Below are 20,014 nucleotides of genomic sequence, written 5' to 3'. Positions count from 1 at the left end.
GATGCAGGGTCCGAAGCGCACGAACTCGGCGCGACCAGCTATGACTTCCGCGGCATCACCGGCACCCTGGACGAGAGCGGCCGCAGCAGGGCGACATCACTCCGTCGACTCAAGAATGCGATCGAGTGTCCGGCCTCCCATCCTGCTCATCGTCGGATTGCTCTCTACGTAGTACCAGACAGTTCCCATCGCTTGTACGAACGCCCATGCCTTTCCGCGCTCCCACTCCAGGTCGTCGCATCCCAGTGCCCGCCGGAGTACTTCTCGCGGACCCCGCTGCAACAGGTGCCAGGCACCGACCAGATCCAGTGCGGGGTCGGCCGGGCCGAAGCCGCCGGTGTCGAGTACGCCGCTGAGCCGGTCGCCCGTGACCAGCACATTGCCGGGGATCAGGTCACCATGGCTCATCACGTCGGCACCCGTGCGTGCCAGCTCCCTCAGGCGGCTCCACACTTGGCGCAGCCGGGGCACGTCGAGCAGTCCCTCGCTCTCCCCGAAGCACTTCTCCACCCATGCGTCGTGCTGAGTGAGAACGCCGCCCCGACCGCCGCCGCTGAAGAGCCGTCCCCGCGTCTCGGCCTTTCGGAGGGCGGCGATGAAAGTCGCGAGGTCCTGTGCGAAAACCTCCGACGCACTCGGGTCGGCGTCCGAGGCGACCGTTCCCGGTAGCCACGTCTGGACCGACCACGGCATGGGGTAGCCCGCTCCAGGTTCTCCCAGGGCGATGGGTTGCGGGGTGGGGAACGGAGACACCTGCGCCAGCTCCGTGCTCGCTCGGGCCTCCTGCTTCAGAACCGCCAGCCCCTCAGTGGCATCGGTCAGACGCAACGGGAAACGTGCCGAGAGGTCGTTTCCGATGCGGAAGATGGTGTTGACAGTCCCGGTCGACTGCAGGAGTCGGATCTCCTTGCCGCTCCACTGAGGGAACTGTTCCTGAATCAAGGTCGCGACCGTTTCGGTGGTCACGTCCACTTGATCATCGTGCATGGTCATCTTTCGCATGCTCTTTCATTAGTCCGGCGTCCGGAACTCATCCCGGCGATACGGCCAGGTGTTGAGGCGGGTTGTCCCTCCAGAAGACCAGATCACCCGGGACAGCGGCCAGTATTTTGTAAGCCTGGAACCAGATGCGCCCGTAGTAGGCGTGGGAGGCGGATCAGGTTCTCAGGCTTGCCGGCGCGGAGATGGGAGGCCCGGGGCGGGCCGCGGCCGCTTCGGACGTCGTGCCGGCGAGCACAATCGCGTTGTCACCGGAAACCCGTCGTAGAGGAGGGCCGGGGGCCAGTCTCAGCACCTCTCGGTAGGGGAGACATCACTGATGCGTGCATGTGCCGCATCCGGAAGGCGTCGGCGCGTGCCCAGGATCCGCCTCCAGCAGACGCGAGCCGACCACAGGGCGCGGTGCGCGACCCTGCCCGGTTCCGTCGCCCCGCCCGCCCCCCGGCTGGGACTCGGACAAGCAGCGGAGGCACGACCTGCCGCGTGCGGGTGCGCCGGACCTCGGAGTTGCGCCGATCGGATGGCTTCCGGGCGCGCGTCTGCGGCGGCCGGCCGACGCGGCGTGATGATCGCTGACGGTCGGGCTCGTCGCGTTCCCGTGCGCCGGGCGGCCTGGAGGCAACCGTGCGGATCCTGCTTGTCTCAAGCGCGTTCAACAGTCTGACCCAGCGCGTCTTCGTCGAACTGCGCGATCGCGGTCACCTGGTCGGCGTCCAACTGGCCCTGGGTGACGACGTGTTACGGGAAGCCGTGCGGCGGTACGCGCCCGAGCTGATCCTGGCGCCCATGCTGACGAGCGCGATCCCCGCCGACGTGTGGTCCGCACACACCTGCCTCATCGTCCATCCGGGGCCGGTCGGCGACCGTGGGCCCTCCTCGCTGGACTGGGCCCTCCACGAAGGCGCCCCGCAGTGGGGCGTGACCGTCCTACAGGCTGACGCGGTGATGGACGGCGGCGATGTCTGGGCCACCGCGTCCTGCGCGGTGCCGGCGGGCGTCACCAAGAGCGGCCTCTACCGGGGTGAGATCTCCGACGCGGCGCTTGAGGCCGTGCTGCTCGCCGTCGAACGGGTCGCTTCCGGCGACTACGTACCGCGACGCCAGGCGGATCTGTCGGCCGTCGGCCACACGCGTCCGTACTTCGCGCAGAGCCTGAGGCGCGTCGATTGGCAACGGGACGGTACGGCAGCGGTGCTACGGGCGTTGCGAGCCGCCGACTCACAACCCGGGGTCGCCGACGAACTCTGCGGCGCCGAGTGGTTCCTGCACGGAGGCCACCCCGAGTACCGGCTGCGCGGACGCCCCGGCGAACTGCTCGCCACTCATGCCGGCGCCGTCTGCCGGGCGACCGCCGACGGCGCGGTGTGGATTCCCGAACTGCGCGCCCGCAAGCGCCCCGGTGGGCCGTCGGGCATCAAGCTCCCCGCCGTACGCGCCCTCGGCGCGCTGCTGCCGGAGCTGCCGGAGCTGCCCGAGTTGCCCGCGTCGCCGGAGCGGACGGATGTGCCGGGAGTTGGCACGGCGGTGGACGGTGACTCCTGGACGGACATTCGCTACCGGGAGACCGAGTCGGTCGGCGTACTGGACTTCGCCTTTCCCGGCGGCGCGATGAGCACCGACCACTGCCGGCGCCTGCTCGCCGCCTACCGCGCCGCCTGTACGCGCCCCACCTCGGTGCTGGTGCTGGGCGGCGGCCGGGACTTCTTCTCCAACGGCATCCACCTCCATGTGATCGAGGCCGCCGCCGACCCGGCCGAGGAATCGTGGGCCAACATCCAGGCGATGGACGACCTGGTCGAGGCGGTCCTCACGACCACGGACCGGATCACCGTCTCGGCGCTCGGCGGCAACGCGGCGGCCGGGGGCGTGATGCTGGCGCTGGCCGCCGACGAGGTGTGGTGCCGCTCGGGCGTGGTGCTCAACCCGCACTATCGGCTGATGGGTCTCTACGGCTCGGAGTACTGGACGTACACCCTGCCGCGCCGGGTGGGCACGGACGCCGCCCGGCGGTTGACCCAGGAGGCGCTGCCGGTGAGCGCGACGGCCGCGCGGAGACTGGGGCTGGTCGACCGGATCGTCCACTGCGGGCCCGAGGACTTCGCCGGACAGGTACGGGCGCTGGCGGCACGAGTGTCGGCGGATGCGGATGCGGATGCGGAGGCGGCAGTGGCGAGGGCGGGGGCGACAACGGGGGCGACGGAAGTACCGGACGCCCCGCAGCGGACCCGGCCGGAGAACGACCGGTCCGTCAAACCGCTCTCCGCCTATCGCGAGGAAGAACTCGCTCGGATGCGTGACATCTTCTTCGACCCCCGGGCGCCGTACCACGCGCTGCGCCGCGCCTTCGTACGCAAGTGGCGGCCGACCGCCAACCCCGAGCAGTTCGGAGCGCTGCCCGGAGCGCTGCCCGGAGCGGCGACGCGTCCTGGGTGAAGCCCTTCCCACCTGAGCCGACCTTCCGGCCAGTCAGGACGAGGCGAACGACCGCGTCCGCGCTCACCGTGCCCGCCGAGCACAACAACGCAAGCGCCCTCCGCTTTTCGCCTCTGGGCCTTGCTCCCTTCGTGCTCGGTGTGCGACCTTGGTGTCATTCGATCCATGGAAACGTTTCCACGAGGAGGTGGGGCGAATGGCCACGATCAAGGACGTCGCGGCGCGGGCCGGGGTCGCGCTCGGCACCGCGTCCCGGGTGCTCAGTGGTAGCAGCCAGACCTCGGCGGACTCCCGATCGCGCGTGCTCGCGGCCGCGGCCGAGTTGGGATACATCGCCAACGGTCCCGCCCGTTCCCTGCGGCGTGCCCGTACCGATGTGCTGGGGCTGCTCGTGTCGGACATTCGCAACCCGTTCTTCTCCGAGCTGGCTCAGGCTGCCGAGCAGGAGGCACGCCGCCACGGATACACCGTGCTGCTGGCCAACGCGAACGAGGACATCGAACAGGCCGACGACTACCTTCGGACCTTCGCCGCCCAACGCATCGACGGCCTGCTGTTCTCGCCACAGGGCACCGTCTCGCCGCAACTCGCGGCCACGCTGGCGTCCGGACTACCGCTGGTGTTCCTCAACCGCACGATCGAGGCCGTCGACGCCCCGCTGTACGGCACGGACAACGCGCAAGGCGTGGAGCAGGTACTTGCTTGGCTGCAACGCCGGGGTCACCACGATGTCGCCTTCGTCGGCGGCCCGGACACGATCTCCACCGGAGCCGAGCGCCGCGCCGCCTACCTCGCCGGGCGCCAGGCGTACGGCATCAGCGCCGACGACAGGCTGATCGATGCCGGTGACTTCCTGGCCGGTGGGGCATCCGAGGCCATGTGCCGCATCCTCGACCGCGGTGTGACGTTCACCGCCGTGTTCGGCGCGAACGGTCTGACCACTTTGGGAGCCGTGCGCGCGCTGCGCGAGCGGCTGGGCGCGGAGCGGGCCGCCAGCATCGACATCGTCTCCTTCGACGACCTCGACTGGTTCGAGTTCGCGTCGCCGCCCATCAGCGCGGTCCGCAACGACGCGGCGTCGATCGGCCGACTCGGTGTCCGCGGGCTCGTCGACCTCATCGCCGGTCGCGCCGCTCCCGGACAGCGCGTCCCCACCACCTTCGCCGACCGGGCTGTGCGGGACGTCAGGTGAGTGCCCGGACCGACAGGGCCGCTCAGTGGGAGGGCGCCACCTCCACAAGTGACGGAGCCACGCATGGAGTTGGCGCCAGGCGCCGGGTACGCGTCGTTCCTCGTCCTGGACGTCGGCCGCGCTTATGCGGCCGCAACCGCAGTTGCAGCCGCCCCCGTAGCCGTAGCCGTAGCCGTATCCGCAGCCGCACAGCACGCGCGAGCATCGTTCGCTCCCCATGTTCACCGCCGCTCTCACACCCGATCGAGTACTGCACCGTCCGTTGTCCGCCCCGCGGAACCGCAGTGTGACTTACCTGAAAGGACCTGCCGATGAGGGTCGCCCTCGGTGCCGACCACGCTGGATACCCGCTCAAAGACACCGTCCGTCAGGCCATTGAGGCTCTTGGACATGAAGTGATTGACTGCGGTACTCACAGCCGCGACCCTGTCGACTTCCCCGACATCACCCGCACCACCTGCGAGGCCGTGCTTTCCGGCGGCGCCGATCGAGCGGTGCTCGTCTGCGGCACCGGCCAGGGCGCGGTGATGGCCGCCAACAAGCTGCCCGGCATACGCTGCGGCCTCGCCCACGAGCCGTACTCCGCCCACCAGGCCGTCGAGCACGACGACGCCAACGCCATCGCCATGGGGGCCTGGCTGGTCCCGCACGCGCTCGTGCCCGACATCGTCCGTGAGTTCCTCGGCGCCGTGTTCGACGATGACGAGGAAACCCGCCGACGGGTCGCGAAACTCAACGCGCTCGACGCCCTGTCCCCGGCCCAGTGACAGGTCACCCACGCACGCCTTGAGCGGGTGACCGCTCTCTTTCGCCTCGGCATCGAACGCCCAGCTCTCAAGTGATTCCGCCGGGCGCTTGCCCGGCATGCCCGAAAAACTCCGTCAGAGGATTCGGTCTCTCACGTGCGGCCCCATCCTTCGTGCGGCCCCGTCCCTCGTGCGGCCCCATCCTTCTCACCGCGCAGACGCCGGTACCAGTCCGGCGACCTACCCAGGAGACCTTCATGTCCACCAGCACCACCGCCGAACGGCGAAACGTGCTCGGCTCGAAGGACCGCGTGAAAACGGCGATCGCCGCGGCCTTCGGCACCAGTGTCGAGAACTACGATTTCATCGCCTACGGCACCGCCTCCGCGCTCTACTTCGGAGCCGTCTTCTTCCCCGAGAGCGACCGGTTCGTCGGCACCCTGCTCTCCTTCGCCACCCTCGCGGTCGGCTTCGTCATGCGCCCGCTCGGCGGCGCCGTCGGCGGCTACTTCGCGGACAAAATCGGGCGTAAACCCGTGCTTGTCGCGGCGATGATCGTCATGGGCGCCGCCACCTTCCTCATCGGCGTACTTCCGACCTACGAACAGGTCGGTGTGCTCGCACCGATCCTGCTCGTGGTCATCCGCATGATCCAGGGTCTCGCGTTCGGCGCCGAATGGGGCGGGGCGATCACCATGGCCTACGAGCATGCTCCGTGGCACCGCCGCGGCATGTTCGCGGCGATCCCTCAGTCCGGCAATCCTCTGGGGATCGCTCTGGCCAGCGGCGTGTTCGCCTGGAGTGACACGCTGGACGGCGACTGGCGGTGGAGGACCCCCTTCCTGCTCAGCGCCGTCCTTGTGATCGTCGCGCTGATTGTGCGCTCCCGGCTCTCCGAATCCCCCGAGTTCCAGGAGGCCCAGGCCGGCGGCACGACAGAGAAGAACCCGTTTCTCGCTACTCTGGCCAACGACTGGCGGGGCATCCTGCGGGTCATCGCCCTGCGCGTCGTGGAATCCTTCGCCTACTACTCCACGGCGACCTATCTGCTCAGCTACATCACCGAACGCCATCCCGACCTCAGGCCCGTCGCCCTCGGCTCGATCACCGCCGCCAGCGCCCTCGCCATCGCGGTCACCTTCCTCGCGGGTGCGCTCACCGACCGTATCGGGCGCCGCCCCATCTACATAGCAGCCTGCACGGCGGCGATACTCTTCGCCTTCCCGATGTACATGCTCACCAACTCAGCCCGACCCGTGCTCGTGGTGACGGTCTTCATCGTCGGTATCGGTCTCATCCACGCATCACTCACCGGGACCCAGGGCTCTTTGCTCACCGAGCAGTTCCGCACCGCGACCCGTACCTCGGGAGCCTCGCTCGGCTATCAGGTCGCCGCGGCCATCGGTGGCTTCGCGCCACTGCTCGCCGCCGCGCTGGTGGGTGCCTTCGGCTGGCCGGGCGCCGCGCTGCTCTACCTGGGTGCGGCCGTGATCGGCCTCATCGGCATCCTCTCGACCAAGGAGACCTGGAGCCGACGCGAGCGCGAGCGCGTGCTCGTCCTCGTCGCGGAGGAAAGCCGCACTCGGAGCCTTTCGGCGAGGCCGGCAAGTGACACCCTGCCGTCCTCGTCCGATGACCGATGGACCTGAGTGCCAGTGATTTCGGTTGCGTGGGAGCCTAGAGGTCGTCCGGCGTCAGCGACAGCGACGTAGCGCAGGGGCCGTTCGGGTGCGGGTGGTTGTACCGAGGCGCGGAAGTTGTCGCCCCGTTCCACAGCCGAACACAACGCCAAAAGAGGTGGCCTCGTTGTGCACCAGCGAGGCTGGGTCGGCCCTGTGACGCGCCATGCCCACGAGGATCCCGAACCGCTGACCCTGATCCGCCGCTATGTCACACCCGAGCGGCGCTACCTGAAGCTCGGCGGCGGCCTGCTGTGCATGCGGAGTCCCGAGTACGGCCGATTCGTGCGAAATCTCAGCGAGGACGCGGGAGTCATCACCGCGAATGAGATCGCCACCCTCCTTGAGGGCGGGTGGCGGGAGCGGAGGACCGCGGCATGGCTCGTGGCGGTCTCCCGCCGGACCGAGTTCCGTGAGCGCCTCGGGGAACTGCTACTGGCCAGTGAGCACTGCTGTGCCGGGTCGGCCTACTGTGTGGCCCTGGCCAGTTTCGGAACGCCGCGCGACTCCGAAATGCTGGTCGCGTACCTGGATCGCTACCTTCGCCGCCCCGACCTCGCATACGACCAGCCCGTGGCCATGGGCGCTCTCCTGTTCCTCGACCTGAATCTCAAAGGCGACCAAGCCGCCGGTTTCCTGGGCCCGGACGGCCTGTGGCGACAGTGGCTCCAGGATGCGTCCCACATGCGGGACACCATGGACCCCGCCACTTACCTGAGCCTCATACGCCGGCTCTGCGCCTTTGCCGACGAGTGCGCCGAAGCCGACAAGCGCCTCGCCTCACTGCCCTCGTCCACAGGGCGAAGGCCGCCTGACCCGCGCCGACGGCGTCTGTCCTGGGTCGTCAGGTCCGGGGCGGTGGGCTGGCTGGGCACGGTTCCGCCTTCCGCGATGCATGCAAGTACGATCTGTGGCGTGAATATTCGGACTGTCTCTTTCGGCCACCCCGACGCCGTCAAGCTCAACGATCGCGTGCAGTTCGAGTACGCCGAGCGATACGGGGACGAGGGCGACGTCACGCCTCTCGCCCCTGACATGTTCGAACCGCCGCAGGGCCTCTACCTGATCGCCTACAACGATCAGGGCGCCCCGGTCGCCACCGGCGGCTGGCGCACCCAGGAGAAGAACGACGCCGGGTACGCGGACGGTGACGCGGAGATCAAGCGCATGTACGTGACCCCGGAGGCCCGTGGCCACGGCCTGGCCCGGCGGATACTGGCCGCACTGGAGGACAACGCGCGTGCCGCGGGCCGTACCCGCATGGTCCTGGAGACCGGTACCAAACAGCCGGAAGCCATCGCTCTCTATGTCTCCAGCGGCTACGAACCCTGCGCCAAGTTCGGCCACTACCGATTCCACGAACTCAGCCTCTGCTACGCCAAACCCCTGACTCTGGCCGGCGCCACCACCGGGCGAACGCCCACGGGTCTTCCTGCCGAAGCCGCCAGGGTGGAGGCCACGGCTCCCTGACGAGTTCCGCAACAGGATCCTGCCTGTCGCGCGCCTCCCGCGAATCCCGCCCGGTGGGGGCGGGCCGCGTCGCTGTCGGCGGAGGCGCGGCGAGCGGCATGGTGCGCCTCGGGTGCGCGACGGTAGCCCTCCGGACGGGGTCGTCGCTGAACCGCCGAAACGACATCACCCGACGCAGTCTCGGTGAATGCCTGATCCGCGACCGCCGTGGCACGGACTCCTGTGTTTCCGACTCCCGCACCCCGGGCCTACGTACTCCCGCACCCCGGGCCTACGTACCCGCTCTGAACGGTTATTTCGCTCAACCTGTCAGCTCTTGACGTCGGTTGGTCGATAAATTTCGGTTCCTCGTCTTGCTCATGGCCTTCCGCGTCCCTACGTTGAGTGGCGTTCGCACCACGCGCGCCGGGACGTAGGGACACGGACCGGACCGAGCCGATTGCGAGGAATCCCATGGCCGTTTCCCGACGGACCGTCATCGCGTCCGCACTGGCAGGTGCCGGAGTGGCTGCGGGGCTGGGGGCCCAGGCCCAGAGCGCCCAGGCCCAGAACGCACAGGCGGCGGCTTCCCCGCCGGGAGACGTTGTCGGCAAGATCACCGTCGGCTACCAGGGCTGGTTCGCCTGCTCCGGTGACGGCGCGCCCATCAACGGCTGGTGGCACTGGTCGCAGAACTGGGGCCAGTCGCCTTCCCCGACCAATACCGCGATCGTGAGCTGGCCCGACGTACGCGACTACACCCACACCTACCGGACCGCCTATCCGGCGCTCGGCAGCGGTCAGCCGGCCACGCTGTTCTCCTCGTACGACCAGCAGACCGTCGACACCCACTTCTCGTGGATGCGGCAGTACGGCATGGACACCGCCGCCCTCCAGCGCTTCAACCCCAATGGTGGCGAGGGCGCGACGAGGGACGCCATGGCAGCGAAGGTGCGCAGCGCCGCCGAGAAGTACGAGCGGAAGTTCTACATCATGTACGACGCCACCGGCTGGACGAATATGCAGCCGGAGATGAAGGCCGACTGGCTTGAGAAAATGAAGGCGTACACGGCGTCGCCCGCCTATGCCCGGCAGAACGGCAAGCCTGTGGTGGGCATTTGGGGCTTCGGCTTCAACGAGCCCAACAAGGCCTGGTCGGCGCCGGTCTGTCTCGATGTCGTCAACTGGTTCAAGGCGCAGGGCTGTTATGTGATGGGCGGGGTGCCCACCCACTGGCGGAGCGGCAACGAGGACTCACGGACCGGGTTCCTGGACGTGTACCACGCCTTCGACATGCTCTCGCCCTGGATGGTCGGCCGGATCGGGAACATCGCGGGCGCCGACAACTTTTATACCAACGTCAACTCACCCGACCAGGCACATTGCGACGCCCATGGCATCGACTACCAGCCCTGTGTCCTTCCCGGTGATCTCCAGTCGGGGCACCGTGCGCACGGCGATTTCATGTGGCGGCAGTTCTACAACATGTGCCGGCTCGGGGTCGCGGGGATCTATATCTCCATGTTCGACGAGTTCAACGAGGGCAACCAGATCGCGAAGACCGCCGAGAACTCCTCGCAGATTCCCGTGGGTTCGGGTATCCGGGCCCTGGACGAGGACGGTACGGCCTGCTCGTCGGACTACTATCTGCGACTCACCGGGGACGGCGGGCGGATGCTGAAGGGCGAACTGGCACTGACCCCGGTCCGCCCCACCCCGCCGGGCGGCACGACTCCACCGCCGACCGGGGACCTGGCACTGCGCAGGCCCGCGAGCGCGAGCAGCCAGACGCAGAACTACGCCCCGGGCAACGCCGTCGACGGTGACAGCAACAGCTACTGGGAGAGCGCCAACAACGCCGGCTTCCCGCAGTGGATCCAGGTCGACCTAGGCTCGGTCAGCCCGGTGAAGCGCGTCGTCCTGTCGCTGCCCCCGAACCCTGCCTGGACGACCCGTACCCAGACACTGTCGGTCCTCGGCTCGACGGTGGCCGGCGGAGGCGCCATGTCCCCGTTGAGCGCCTCGGCCGCGTACGTCTTCAACCCGGCGAGTAGCAACAGCGTGACGATCCCGGTCGCCGTGGGTTCGTCGGCGCGGTTCGTACGGATCGAATTCACCGGGAACAGCGGCTGGCCGGCGGGACAGCTCTCGGGACTGAGCGTGTACGCGGACTGAGGGCGGGTGCTGATCGCCATGATGCTGGGCGGAAACGCCGGCGGACACCCGGGCTTGGGCTGAACTCGGTGTAACCGTAACCGCGTTGGCTGTTGGTTCGGCAGCGCGGCTGCGCTCAAGGTCCGCCACGGCGTCGACTCGGTCGGCACGTGCCGCTCTCAGCGAATACCGTTCTTGGCCAGCTGACTCAGCAGGGCGTCCACCAGAGGAGGCTTCAGGCCCATCGCCAGGAAGGCCAGGGGCCTGAGGCCGTGCCGCGCGATCTCGACTCGGTGGAAGGTCATGAAGACCGACGCGCCGCTGAGCCGCTTCAGCCCGGCCACCTCGCTCCACGCCACCGCGTCCTGCACGCCGCCGAACAGATTGGTGACGACCAGGCCGTTCGAGTAGAGGTAGCACCGCCTGAGCCCGAATCTGGCGGACAGACGACGCCACGCCAGCGTGAGGCCGAACAGGACCAACACCACCGCTGTCATGACGGCGCCCTTGGCGAACGCCGCCGGGGGCGTGATGGCTGCCAAGCAGACGATCACGATGACGTACAGCACCACGCCGCCCCGCCGCGCCATCTGCGCCAGGCCGCCTCCCACCCCCGCGATGGGAAAACTACCGAGCTTCTCGCCGAGGCCGGGGCCGAGGCCGAGCCCGTCCACGCCATGTCGCATGATGAATCGTCTCCCCTGGAGCAGAGCCATGATCTCCCCATCGATTCGGACCCGGCCATCAGCCAACAAGGCACGGCTGACGGGACAGCGGCAGCGTAACGGCATCGCCGGATTCGAGAGGCCGAGAGAAAGTCCCGGCCGTGTTTCACACAGAGCCACGCCGGTCACGGGCGGGCCGGCGCCGTGTCCGCATGATGAGTTGAGCGAGCAGACGGGTGCGGGGGACCATCCGCACGACCTTGACGTACTCGGTGTCCGCGTGGGCGCCACCGCCCACGGCGCCCAGGCCGTCCAGCGTCGGACAGCCCGCGGCCGCGGTGCAGTTGCCGTCCGAGGCGCCGCCGACGGCGATCCCTCGCAGCGGTTCCTGTCCGAGTTCCGTCGACGGCATCCGTCGCGGCCCTTCTGCGGGTCCTGACCCGCGTGCGCCGCCCTGCCATGCACGACGACTTCGTACCGCGAAGTGCCCTTGCGGGCCGTCTTGAGCGCACCCTCGTTGTCCCTGGACGCCTCCAGAACAAAGGCGGCCGCGCACCCTCGCACGGATTCCACGTATTCCTCGATCAATTGCCGGGAGGTCGCCGAGCCGACCTCCTCGTTCCCGTTGACCGGTATGCCCACTGCCAACTCCCTGTCGTGCTCCCCGTCGTGACGACACATTTCCCCCTCGGATCTCATGGGCAGCGGTGCGGCGGGTCGTTCCCCCTGCGAAGCCCCCCGGTGTGAACGACGTTAGGGCGGGCCTATGCATTCCACCAGCGACTGGATTGCATAGGACCCATGCATCTGGAGAATGGGTTGTGGGAAGACGGGCGGGGCCCGGAGGTTCGTGAAGGGGGAGGGGCGTGTTCGAGGTCGACGCGCTTCGGCTGCTCGTGGCCGTGGCGGAGACCGGATCGTTCACCAAGGCGGCGGTCCGGCTCAATTACACACAGTCCGCGGTATCCCGGCGGATCGCCGCACTGGAACAGCAGGCGGGCGGACCGCTGTTCGAACGGCTCCCTCGGGGCGTACGGCTCAATCCCCTCGGCCGTACGCTGCACCGGCACGCCGTGGACGTGCTCGACCGGCTGTCGCGGGCGGCGCGGGAGCTGGCGGTGCTGAACGCGGGGAACGGCGGACTGCTGCACACGGGGGCCTTCGCCACCGCCAACATCTCGCTCATGCCCACCGCCCTGCGGGCACTCCAGCACGCCAAGCCGGATGTTGAGGTCATCGCGGTCGAGGGCTGGACCGACACGCTCATGGAGCGCCTCGCGGACGGGGCGTTGGACCTTGCTGTCGTCAGCGACTACCCGTCTGGTCTACCGTCGGCCGACGGCGTCACGACGACAGTGCTGTGCGAAGACGAACTGTTCGTGGCTCTCCCGCGCGCACATCGCCTCGCCGGAGCCGTCACGGTCGACCTGCGTGAACTGCACGACGAGGCGTGGCTTCACAGCGCATACGGCGACCGTCCTACGATGCTTGCCGATGCCTGCGCACGGGCGGGCTTCACCCCCAGGAAGATCATCCGGATCGCGGAATGGACCGGGAAGTTCGGCTACGTGGCCGCCGGACTGGGGGTGGCACTGGTCCCCTCACTGGCCGCCCGGATGGTCCCCGACGAACTCGTCCTGCGCCGCCTCACCGACCCGGCCCTACGCCGGACCGTCCATGTGGCGCTGCCCGAAACCCCGCTTCCGGCGGCACTGACGCTGCGGGATCTGCTGCACGACGCCGTTGACTGAACCAGAGGCTACAGGCCGCCGCGGCCTCGAAGCGGTCTCGGCATACGTGCCGCCTCGTACTGTGAGCGGTTCACCGCTTGCATCGGAGCAAGGAAGATCACCACGAGGAAGCCCCACCACTGCCAGGTGTTGATGAACGCGACCGTGCCCAGGGCCAGGTCCGGGTCACCGAGGAAGGCGACGTCCTTCAGGAACGGCAGGCCCAGGTTGGCGAGGCCCTGGCCGATGCCGTGATCGGGGCTGAGCAGGCTCTCCCAGGTCGAGCCGGAGACGACCGTGGCGACGACGTACGGAATGAAGTAGGCGACGCGGAGCAGCATCTGGAAGCGCTTGACGCGGGAGAGGAGGAACGCTCCGAACAGGCCCATCGCCATGGGCACCGTGAGGAAGAACGCCGTCCACAGGACGTTGTGCCACAGGGCGTTGCGGAACTCCGCGTCGCCGGCGTTGGTAGTTGTCCAGGCCGACGAAACTGGCCGAGCCGAGCCCGGACCAGTCGGTGAAGGAGTACCCGATCGACAGGGCGCCGGGCACGGCGATGGCGAGGCCGTTGACCACCAACAGCGGTGCCATGAAGGCGAATCCGATGCCGGCGCGGCGCAGTTTGCTGCGCCGGGTCGTGCGGGCGGGGCCTGGGGGCCGGGCCTTGGGCCGCTCGACGTGCATGACGGCCACGGGATCACGCTCCCTTCGGATGATCTCGACGTGGCTCACGACCGGGACGCCACGGTCCCCGCCCGCACCCTGGACGGCGCCGGTGTGATCGGTGGCATCGCGCGACCGATTCGGTGGTGGTCGGCAGTCTGCCCTCGTGCGCCGGGTGACGGTAAGAAGTGGGCACTCGATCACGGGAGCGAGGAAGTCCGTCCGCCCGGGCCCGCAACGGCTCGATCACGAGCGGGAATTCGCGGCGGCGCCGACGGCGGCCCGGGAGAGGGCGAGAACACGGAACCGGGACCGGACTCGTGAAGTAACCGTGAATACCCTGTGGAATCGATGTCGGTGGGGCCGCTTATGCTGCACCGGAAGATCACTCGGGACCAGGGGAGGGCTCGGCATGTTCGGCAAGCTGTTCGGCGGGGGAGGGGAGAGACCGGCGGTGGATCCGCACGCCCTTCCCATCCCGCACAGGCGGAAGCACGGGATGTACACGCTGCGCGCGCTCGGGGACAAGCGGGTGCTCGCGCTGGTGGAGGCGGCCGACGCGGGTGACTGGGAGGCCGTCAAGGCGGCGCTGACCCCCTTCGACCTCGGTCGCGACCACCAAGTACTGGGCGAGCTGGCCGACTTGGACGGCGTGCAGGACTGGATCGGCCGAGCCGTCGAGCAGGACAAGGAGCACCGGGCGACGGCCCTGCTGATATCCGGGACGCGCTACCTCAGCTGGGGCTGGGAGGCACGCACCACCGAGCGTGCCGTGAACGTCACGCAGGAGCAGTGGCGGATCTTCCATGAGCGGCTCCACATCGCTGAGGAGCAACTGCTCGAGGCCGCCGAGATGCGGCCGGAATGGGTCACGCCGTGGCGCCGCCTCCTCACCTCCGGCCGCGGCATGTCGCTGGGCCCCGCCATCAAGGAGACCCGGCTCGACGCCGCCCGGCGTCGCGACCCGCTGGACCTGGAGATTCACGTCGAATGGGTGACGCAGTTGCAGCCCCGTTGGGGCGGCGAGCCGGGCCAGGCCCTGGCGTTCGCCCGCGACGCGCTCGGCCGCGCCCCGCAGGGGCACCGGCTCGGCTGCGTGATCGCCATGGCGCACATCGAGGACTGGGTCGAGTCGGAACGTGAGGACTGCCTCGAAACTCCCCAGATCCAGGCCGAGTTGCGGGACGCGGCCGACCACAGCATCCTCCACCCCGCTTACGTGCGGCGCCCGGGCTGGCAGCACGACCTCAACATGTTCGCCATGGCTCTGTCTCTGGCTGGCGAGCGCCATACGGTCCGGCGCGTCTTCCAGGCGCTCGACGGCGCCTACACCAGCGAGCCCTGGACCTGTTTCGCCGAGCCCGAGAAGCAGTTCGCCCGTTACCAACGCCGCGCCTGAGCGCACGCCGATCCCGGTCCCGCCCCCATCCGTCGCCCCTCCCCACCTCGGACTGCCCGATGACTTTGCCTGACCCCGCCGCGACCCCGGCCGGCGCCGACCGCACCTTCCAGGTGGATCTGCGCGGCCTCGTCGATCTCCTCTCCCACCACCTCTACTCCAGCCCTCGCGTCTACCTGCGTGAACTCCTGCAGAACGCGGTGGACGCGCTGACCGCCCGGCACGGCCTCGAACCGGCCGCCCCCGCCGACGCCTTCGGCATCAGCCTCTACGCCGACGGTTCGGTCGTACGCGTCGAGGACGACGGTGTCGGTCTCACCGAGGCCGACGTGCACACCTTCCTCGCCACGATCGGCCGCAGCAGCAAGCGCGCCGATCGGATCGCCGAGCAACGCGGCGACTTCATCGGCCAGTTCGGAATCGGCCTGCTCTCCTGCTTCCTGGTAGCGGACGAGATCCACGTCCTGAGCCGCTCCGCACGCACCCCCGACGCGGGTGTCGTGGAGTGGCGGGGCCGCGGCGACGGCAGCTACACCGTCCGCACCCTGCCCGCATCCGCCCGTCCCCGGCCAGGTACCACCGTCACGCTGACGCCGCGCGCCGACGCGGGCGAGTGGACCCGGCCGGTGCAGGTACACGCGCTGGCCCGGCACTTCGGCTCCCTGCTGCGCCACCCGGTGATCTTCGACGACGGCACGGGTGGCCCGGGCGTTTCCGTCAACCCCGAGCCCGCACCCTGGGCACGTACGTACCCCACCCCGGGAGCCCGTTCCCGCGGGCTGGCCGCGTACGGCGAGGAGGTCTTCGGGTTCACGCCGCTGGACACCATCGAGCTGGACCTGCCGGCCGTGGGCCTGAAGGGCATCGCGTGCGTGCTGCCCGAGGCGGTGCCGGCCGGGCGCCGACACGGTCACCGCGTGCACGTCAAGGGCATGCTCCTGTCCGAGCAGGCCGAGGAGATCCTGCCTGAGTGGGCGTTCTTCGTCCGCTGCGTCGTCGACGCCGAGAGCCTGCGCCCGACGGCGTCCCGCGAGTCCCTGTACGAGGACGACACGCTCGCCGCCGTTCGCGACGCCCTCGCCGAGCGGCTGCGGGCGTGGATTGCCCGGGCCGCGGCCAGCGACCCGGACCTGCTCGCCCGCTTCCTCCAGGCCCACCACCTGGCCGTGAAGTCACTCGCGGTGCATGACGACGAGATCCTGCGGATGCTGCTGCCCTGGCTGCCGTTCGAGACCACCGACGGGCACACCACCCTCGACGAGTTCGCGCGCACCCACCGCACCGTGCTCGTGACATCGAGCGTGGAGGAGTTCCGCCAGGTCGCGGCGATCGCCTCGGCCGCCGGGCTCGGCGTCGTCAACGGCGGCTACACATACGACCGTGAACTGGTCCACCGGCTGCCCGAGATCAGGTCCGAGGCCAGCGTCGCCGACCTCGACCCGGCGACCCTCACCGCCCACCTCGACCCCGTCGACCGTGAGACGGAATTGGCCGCCGTGGCCTACCTCGCCCTGGCCCGCGACGCCCTCGCCGTCTTCGACTGCGACGTCGCGCTGCGCACCTTCCAGCCCGCCTCCGCCCCCGCCCTCCTCGTCGACAGCCGCGAGGCCCGGCACGAGCGCACCCGCTCCCAGATCGCCCGTGAGCAGGAGGGCGGCCTGTGGGGCGACATCCTCGGCGCTCTGCGGCAGGAGGGCCCACGGGCCCAGCTGATCCTCAACCAGCTCAACCCGCTGGTCCGCACCGCCGTCGCCATCGACGAGCCCGAGTTGGCCCGCACCAGCGCCGAAGCCCTCTACGGGCAGGCCGTGCTGCTGTCCCGGCGCCCGCTCAGGCCCGCCGAATCCAGCCTCATCAACCGCTCCTTCCTCGACCTTCTCGCCCACGCCCTCCGCAAGGACAGCTGACGATGCCGACCGCACCCCAGACGACCGACGAGCTGTACCAGGCGCTCCAGGAGAACGGCCGGCGCCCCTACGGCCGCACCCGCACCGTCACCGCCGAGGAACTCGTGGACGCCGCCGAGCAGTTCGCGGAGCCCGTCCCGCTCGTCGACGCGCTCCTCGAACTCCAGGAGGCGTACACCTACGGCTCCGAACCCCGCAAGTCGCCCGTCGTCTTCGCCCGCCTGCTCACCCTGTTCGACGAGCAGCCCGACGTCTTCGACGAGCGCCGGCGCCACCTGCTGTTCTGGCGGTTCAAGTGGGTGTCCAACGCCCTGCGCACGCTGCCCGAGATTCCGCTGGCCGGCCTGCGCCAGTGGCTGACGGAGATGCGCGACCGGTACGGGAGGGCCGGCCTGGGCCTTCACCCCTACTACGGACAGGCGTACCAGCTCGCCGCCCACGTAGGCGAGGACACCGCCCTCGCCTACGAGCTGTGGGCGGGCCGCACCCGCACCCCGCTCAGCGACTGCGAGGCCTGCGAGATCTGCGAGGTCGCCCTCCACCACCTCGCGGCGGGCGACGATGAGCGGGCGCTGGGCGCCTGGGAGCCCGTCCTGGACGGAAAGGAGTCCTGCCAGGAGGAGCCGGCCCGCTCCTTCTCGTACGCCCTGTTGCCCCTGCTGCGCACCGGCCGCGTCGACCGGGCCCGCGAACTGCACCTCGCCGGCTACCGCGGCTGCCGCCGCAACCCCTCGATGTCCGGGGAGGTCGGCCGCCACCTGGAGTTCTGCGCGCTGACCGGTAACGAAGCACGCGGCCTGGAACTGCTCGCCGAGAACCGGAGCCTGTTCGACGAGGTGGGCTCGCCGCTGGATCTGCTCGACTTCCTCACCGGCGCGGAGGTCCTCCTTCAGCGCGTCGAGCTCCTTGGCCACGGCGAACTGCCCGCCGCCGGATACGCGGGCCACACCTGGACGGTGGCCGGCCTGCGCGCCGAGGTGCGGGGCCGCGCCGACGACCTCGCCGCCCGCTTCGACGCCCGCAACGGGACCACGGCCCACACTGACCGCCGCCGGGCCCGCCTCGACCGTGCCCCGCTCCTGGACACGCTGGAACTGGCCCTGCGCACCCGTGGCCTCGACGACGTGCTCCCCGCCGCCCCGGTTACCGCGTCCGCCGCCCGTACGACCGCCGCCGTCCCGGAGACGCTGCCCGAACTCATCCGCCAGGCAAGGGCGTTGGACGAGCAGGGGCACCCGGACGCAAAGGCATGCTGGGCACGGCTGCGCACGCTCGCCACCGCCCGCGGCTACACCCACCCCGACGACCCGGCCGTGGGCCCGCTCGTACAGCTGCGCGCGGACCTGTTGGCCGACGAGGCGAGCTGGGCGGGCGAGAAGGGCGAGATCAGCGCCGCCCTCTACGAGGAGGCCGCGGGCTTGTACGACGACGCCGGGGTGCCGGGTCAGGCGGCGGTCGCCCGCGCCTGCGCCCTGTTCGCCACCGCCGAGATCCACGAGGAGGGAGTCGACGGAGCCGAGACGAAGGCCGCCGCGTTCAGCGCCGCCCACGCGTCTATGGTCCGCCTGCACGAGGAGACGCCCGGCCTCGCCCCATACCAAGAGGCACGCCTGCTGCGGCTGCGAGCGACCGCGCTCGGCATACGCCTGCAGACGTCCGAGAGCGAGGAGCACGTCGCGCCGGTCTTCGCCGAGGTGGACCTGCTGCACGCGTTCGCCACCCGGCATGATGTCGTCGGGCAGATCTCCGGCGCCCTATTGCTGAGGGCCGGCACATACGCCATGTCCGGCGACCTGTCTGCCGCGGTCACCGAGGTCGACGGCCTCCTCGACCGGCTGAAGGCACACGGCCCCGCCTGGCACCTGCCCCGCGCGCTCGGACTGCGTGGCCGGCTCCAGCTCGGCCTCCAGAACGCGCAGGCCGCGCACGCGGACCTGGCCGAGGGCCTGCGACTGGCCGCCGACTGGCCGGCCGACGCGGTCGACACCGCCCGCCTCCACGGTGATCTGGCCGAGGCCTGCATGCACCTCGGTCGCCCCGACGAGGCACTACGGCACCTGACGCGCTCGGCGGACCTGGACCTGCGCTGCGGCAGCCGGACGGACGCGTTCTGCGCCTACAGCAACGCGGCTCAGCTCTGCCTTGACCTGGGTCGCATCGAGGACTGCATCGCCCTGCTCGACTCCCTTCTGGCCGAACCCGACGTCGCCTCCGGCGAGCTGGACGGCCGGCTTGTCGCTCAGCTGCGCCTGACCCGCGCCCGCGCGCTGCGCGCGGGGGAGGACCTCAAGGCCGCCGTGGTGGAGTTCGTCGCCCTTGCGGCCGAGTCGGCGGGCTGGGACGACGACCCCGGGAGCCACGCCATGATCGCCGCGGAGACGGCCGTACTCCTCGGCGAGTCCGGCGAGTTCGGCCGGGCCCGCGAGGCCGCGGACCAGGCGCTCGCCGCCCACGCCCGGGCCCCGCGCTACGAGCAGCTCAGCAACGGCCTGCGCGAACTCGCCCGCCTTCAGGCCCAGCAGCAGGGCCCCGACGGCCTGGCCGACGCCCTCGCCTACCTCACCGACGCCGGCCGGATCGCCGACGAGGCGCGCGTTGCCGAATACGAGGCCCACGGCCGCTCCCTGGACACCGCCCTCGCCTACGAACAGGGTCGGGTCAATGCCTACGTCGGCGAGTACGAGGACGCACTCGCCGCCCTGAAGAAGGCCATCGCCCTGCTCGACGAGCCGGGACCGGAGGAGGACCGCGTCGGCGAGTGGGCCGAGTGCGTCCGTCTCGCGGGTGCCGTGGAGGGTATCTACCTGGAACGCCCCGCCCCTGCCCTCACCCGCCTCGATGCGGCGGTCTCCCGCCTGACCGCCCTGGGCCACACCGAGGAGACCGAGCAGCTGACTTCCCTGGCGGCCCGACTGCGCGACGAGGAGTGAGGAGTGACGCGACGGGGGCGGTGCCGGTGCGACGGCCCGCGCGGCGCCGTGAGCACCGCCCTCTC

General features: G+C 69.9%; 13 protein-coding genes and 2 pseudogenes. 11 read left to right on the top strand and 4 right to left on the bottom strand.

Going from position 1 to position 20,014, the window contains the following annotated elements; genetic code table 11:
• Positions 1-96: 96 nt before the first annotated feature.
• Positions 97-993, bottom strand: a complete 897-nt coding sequence (locus M1203_RS27260; RefSeq protein WP_249952448.1) for an aminoglycoside phosphotransferase family protein — start codon at positions 991-993, stop codon at positions 97-99.
• 630 nt (positions 994-1,623) lie between these two features.
• On the opposite strand from M1203_RS27260, the gene M1203_RS27255 reads away from it, so the two are divergent.
• The 7 genes and pseudogenes from M1203_RS27255 to M1203_RS27225 all read left to right on the top strand — a co-directional run bounded on the left by M1203_RS27255 (position 1,624) and on the right by M1203_RS27225 (position 10,673).
• Entirely contained in the window at positions 1,624-3,432 is a 1,809-nt protein-coding gene (locus M1203_RS27255; RefSeq protein WP_249952447.1) for an enoyl-CoA hydratase-related protein, read from the top strand.
• A gap of 196 nt (positions 3,433-3,628) precedes the next feature.
• On the top strand, positions 3,629-4,624 hold the full coding sequence (locus tag M1203_RS27250) for a LacI family DNA-binding transcriptional regulator (RefSeq protein WP_249952446.1): 996 nt from the start codon (positions 3,629-3,631) through the stop codon (positions 4,622-4,624).
• Between the two features lie 311 nt (positions 4,625-4,935).
• Positions 4,936-5,391, top strand: coding sequence for an RpiB/LacA/LacB family sugar-phosphate isomerase (locus M1203_RS27245; RefSeq protein ID WP_249952445.1), 456 nt, complete (start codon positions 4,936-4,938; stop codon positions 5,389-5,391).
• 236 nt (positions 5,392-5,627) lie between these two features.
• Entirely contained in the window at positions 5,628-7,019 is a 1,392-nt protein-coding gene (locus M1203_RS27240; RefSeq protein WP_249952444.1) for an MFS transporter, read from the top strand.
• A gap of 159 nt (positions 7,020-7,178) precedes the next feature.
• Positions 7,179-7,799, top strand: a pseudogene (locus M1203_RS27235) (DUF6000 family protein); the annotation flags it as partial.
• A gap of 141 nt (positions 7,800-7,940) precedes the next feature.
• A complete protein-coding gene (locus M1203_RS27230) occupies positions 7,941-8,519 on the top strand; it encodes a GNAT family N-acetyltransferase (RefSeq protein WP_283959096.1) in 579 nt (192 codons plus the stop codon).
• A gap of 453 nt (positions 8,520-8,972) precedes the next feature.
• Positions 8,973-10,673, top strand: coding sequence for a discoidin domain-containing protein (locus M1203_RS27225; protein ID WP_249952443.1), 1,701 nt, complete (start codon positions 8,973-8,975; stop codon positions 10,671-10,673).
• A gap of 158 nt (positions 10,674-10,831) precedes the next feature.
• Here M1203_RS27225 and M1203_RS27220 read toward each other — a convergent pair whose 3' ends face one another.
• Both M1203_RS27220 and M1203_RS27215 read right to left on the bottom strand, forming a co-directional pair.
• Positions 10,832-11,338 carry a hypothetical protein gene (locus M1203_RS27220; RefSeq protein WP_249952442.1) on the bottom strand — a complete coding sequence of 169 codons (507 nt, stop codon included), beginning with the start codon at positions 11,336-11,338 and terminating at the stop codon, positions 10,832-10,834.
• A 145-nt stretch (positions 11,339-11,483) separates the two neighbouring features.
• Positions 11,484-11,959 (bottom strand): annotated as a pseudogene (locus M1203_RS27215) (M20/M25/M40 family metallo-hydrolase); the annotation flags it as partial.
• A gap of 224 nt (positions 11,960-12,183) precedes the next feature.
• Here M1203_RS27215 and M1203_RS27210 point away from each other — a divergent pair.
• Positions 12,184-13,068, top strand: a complete 885-nt coding sequence (locus tag M1203_RS27210) for a LysR family transcriptional regulator (protein ID WP_249952441.1) — start codon at positions 12,184-12,186, stop codon at positions 13,066-13,068.
• A gap of 8 nt (positions 13,069-13,076) precedes the next feature.
• On the opposite strand, the gene M1203_RS27205 is transcribed toward M1203_RS27210, so the two are convergent.
• Positions 13,077-13,436, bottom strand: a complete 360-nt coding sequence (locus M1203_RS27205) for a carbohydrate ABC transporter permease (protein ID WP_249952440.1) — start codon at positions 13,434-13,436, stop codon at positions 13,077-13,079.
• Positions 13,437-14,125: 689 nt separating this feature from the next.
• Here M1203_RS27205 and M1203_RS27200 point away from each other — a divergent pair.
• From M1203_RS27200 to M1203_RS27190, 3 genes are read left to right on the top strand one after another with little or no spacing between them, the layout of a single operon-like run.
• Positions 14,126-15,112 carry a hypothetical protein gene (locus M1203_RS27200; RefSeq protein ID WP_249952439.1) on the top strand — a complete coding sequence of 329 codons (987 nt, stop codon included), beginning with the start codon at positions 14,126-14,128 and terminating at the stop codon, positions 15,110-15,112.
• Between the two features lie 59 nt (positions 15,113-15,171).
• Entirely contained in the window at positions 15,172-17,019 is a 1,848-nt protein-coding gene (locus M1203_RS27195) for an HSP90 family protein (protein WP_249952438.1), read from the top strand.
• Positions 17,020-17,021: 2 nt separating this feature from the next.
• Positions 17,022-19,949 (top strand): hypothetical protein, encoded by a 2,928-nt coding sequence (locus M1203_RS27190; RefSeq protein WP_249952437.1) that lies wholly within the window; start codon positions 17,022-17,024, stop codon positions 19,947-19,949.
• The last annotated feature ends 65 nt before the right edge of the window (positions 19,950-20,014 follow it).

It is taken from the genome of Streptomyces sp. 35G-GA-8, assembly GCF_023534745.1.
Lineage (GTDB): Bacteria > Actinomycetota > Actinomycetes > Streptomycetales > Streptomycetaceae > Streptomyces.
The sequence above is the reverse complement of the archived record's forward strand: the minus strand, read 5'-3'. Positions and strand labels throughout refer to the sequence as shown.

Bases quoted from the DNA above. Each gene is read 5' to 3' on its own strand.
- M1203_RS27250 (WP_249952446.1), top strand. From the start codon at position 3,629: ATGGCCACGATCAAGGACGTCGCGGCGCGGGCCGGGGTCGCGCTCGGC.
- M1203_RS27190 (WP_249952437.1), top strand. From the start codon at position 17,022: ATGCCGACCGCACCCCAGACGACCGACGAGCTGTACCAGGCGCTCCAG.
- M1203_RS27195 (WP_249952438.1), top strand. From the start codon at position 15,172: ATGACTTTGCCTGACCCCGCCGCGACCCCGGCCGGCGCCGACCGCACC.
- M1203_RS27260 (WP_249952448.1), bottom strand. From the start codon at position 993: ATGACCATGCACGATGATCAAGTGGACGTGACCACCGAAACGGTCGCG.
- M1203_RS27200 (WP_249952439.1), top strand. From the start codon at position 14,126: ATGTTCGGCAAGCTGTTCGGCGGGGGAGGGGAGAGACCGGCGGTGGAT.
- M1203_RS27205 (WP_249952440.1), bottom strand. From the start codon at position 13,436: ATGGGCCTGTTCGGAGCGTTCCTCCTCTCCCGCGTCAAGCGCTTCCAG.
- M1203_RS27230 (WP_283959096.1), top strand. From the start codon at position 7,941: ATGCATGCAAGTACGATCTGTGGCGTGAATATTCGGACTGTCTCTTTC.
- M1203_RS27225 (WP_249952443.1), top strand. From the start codon at position 8,973: ATGGCCGTTTCCCGACGGACCGTCATCGCGTCCGCACTGGCAGGTGCC.
- M1203_RS27245 (WP_249952445.1), top strand. From the start codon at position 4,936: ATGAGGGTCGCCCTCGGTGCCGACCACGCTGGATACCCGCTCAAAGAC.
- M1203_RS27240 (WP_249952444.1), top strand. From the start codon at position 5,628: ATGTCCACCAGCACCACCGCCGAACGGCGAAACGTGCTCGGCTCGAAG.
- M1203_RS27220 (WP_249952442.1), bottom strand. From the start codon at position 11,338: ATGCGACATGGCGTGGACGGGCTCGGCCTCGGCCCCGGCCTCGGCGAG.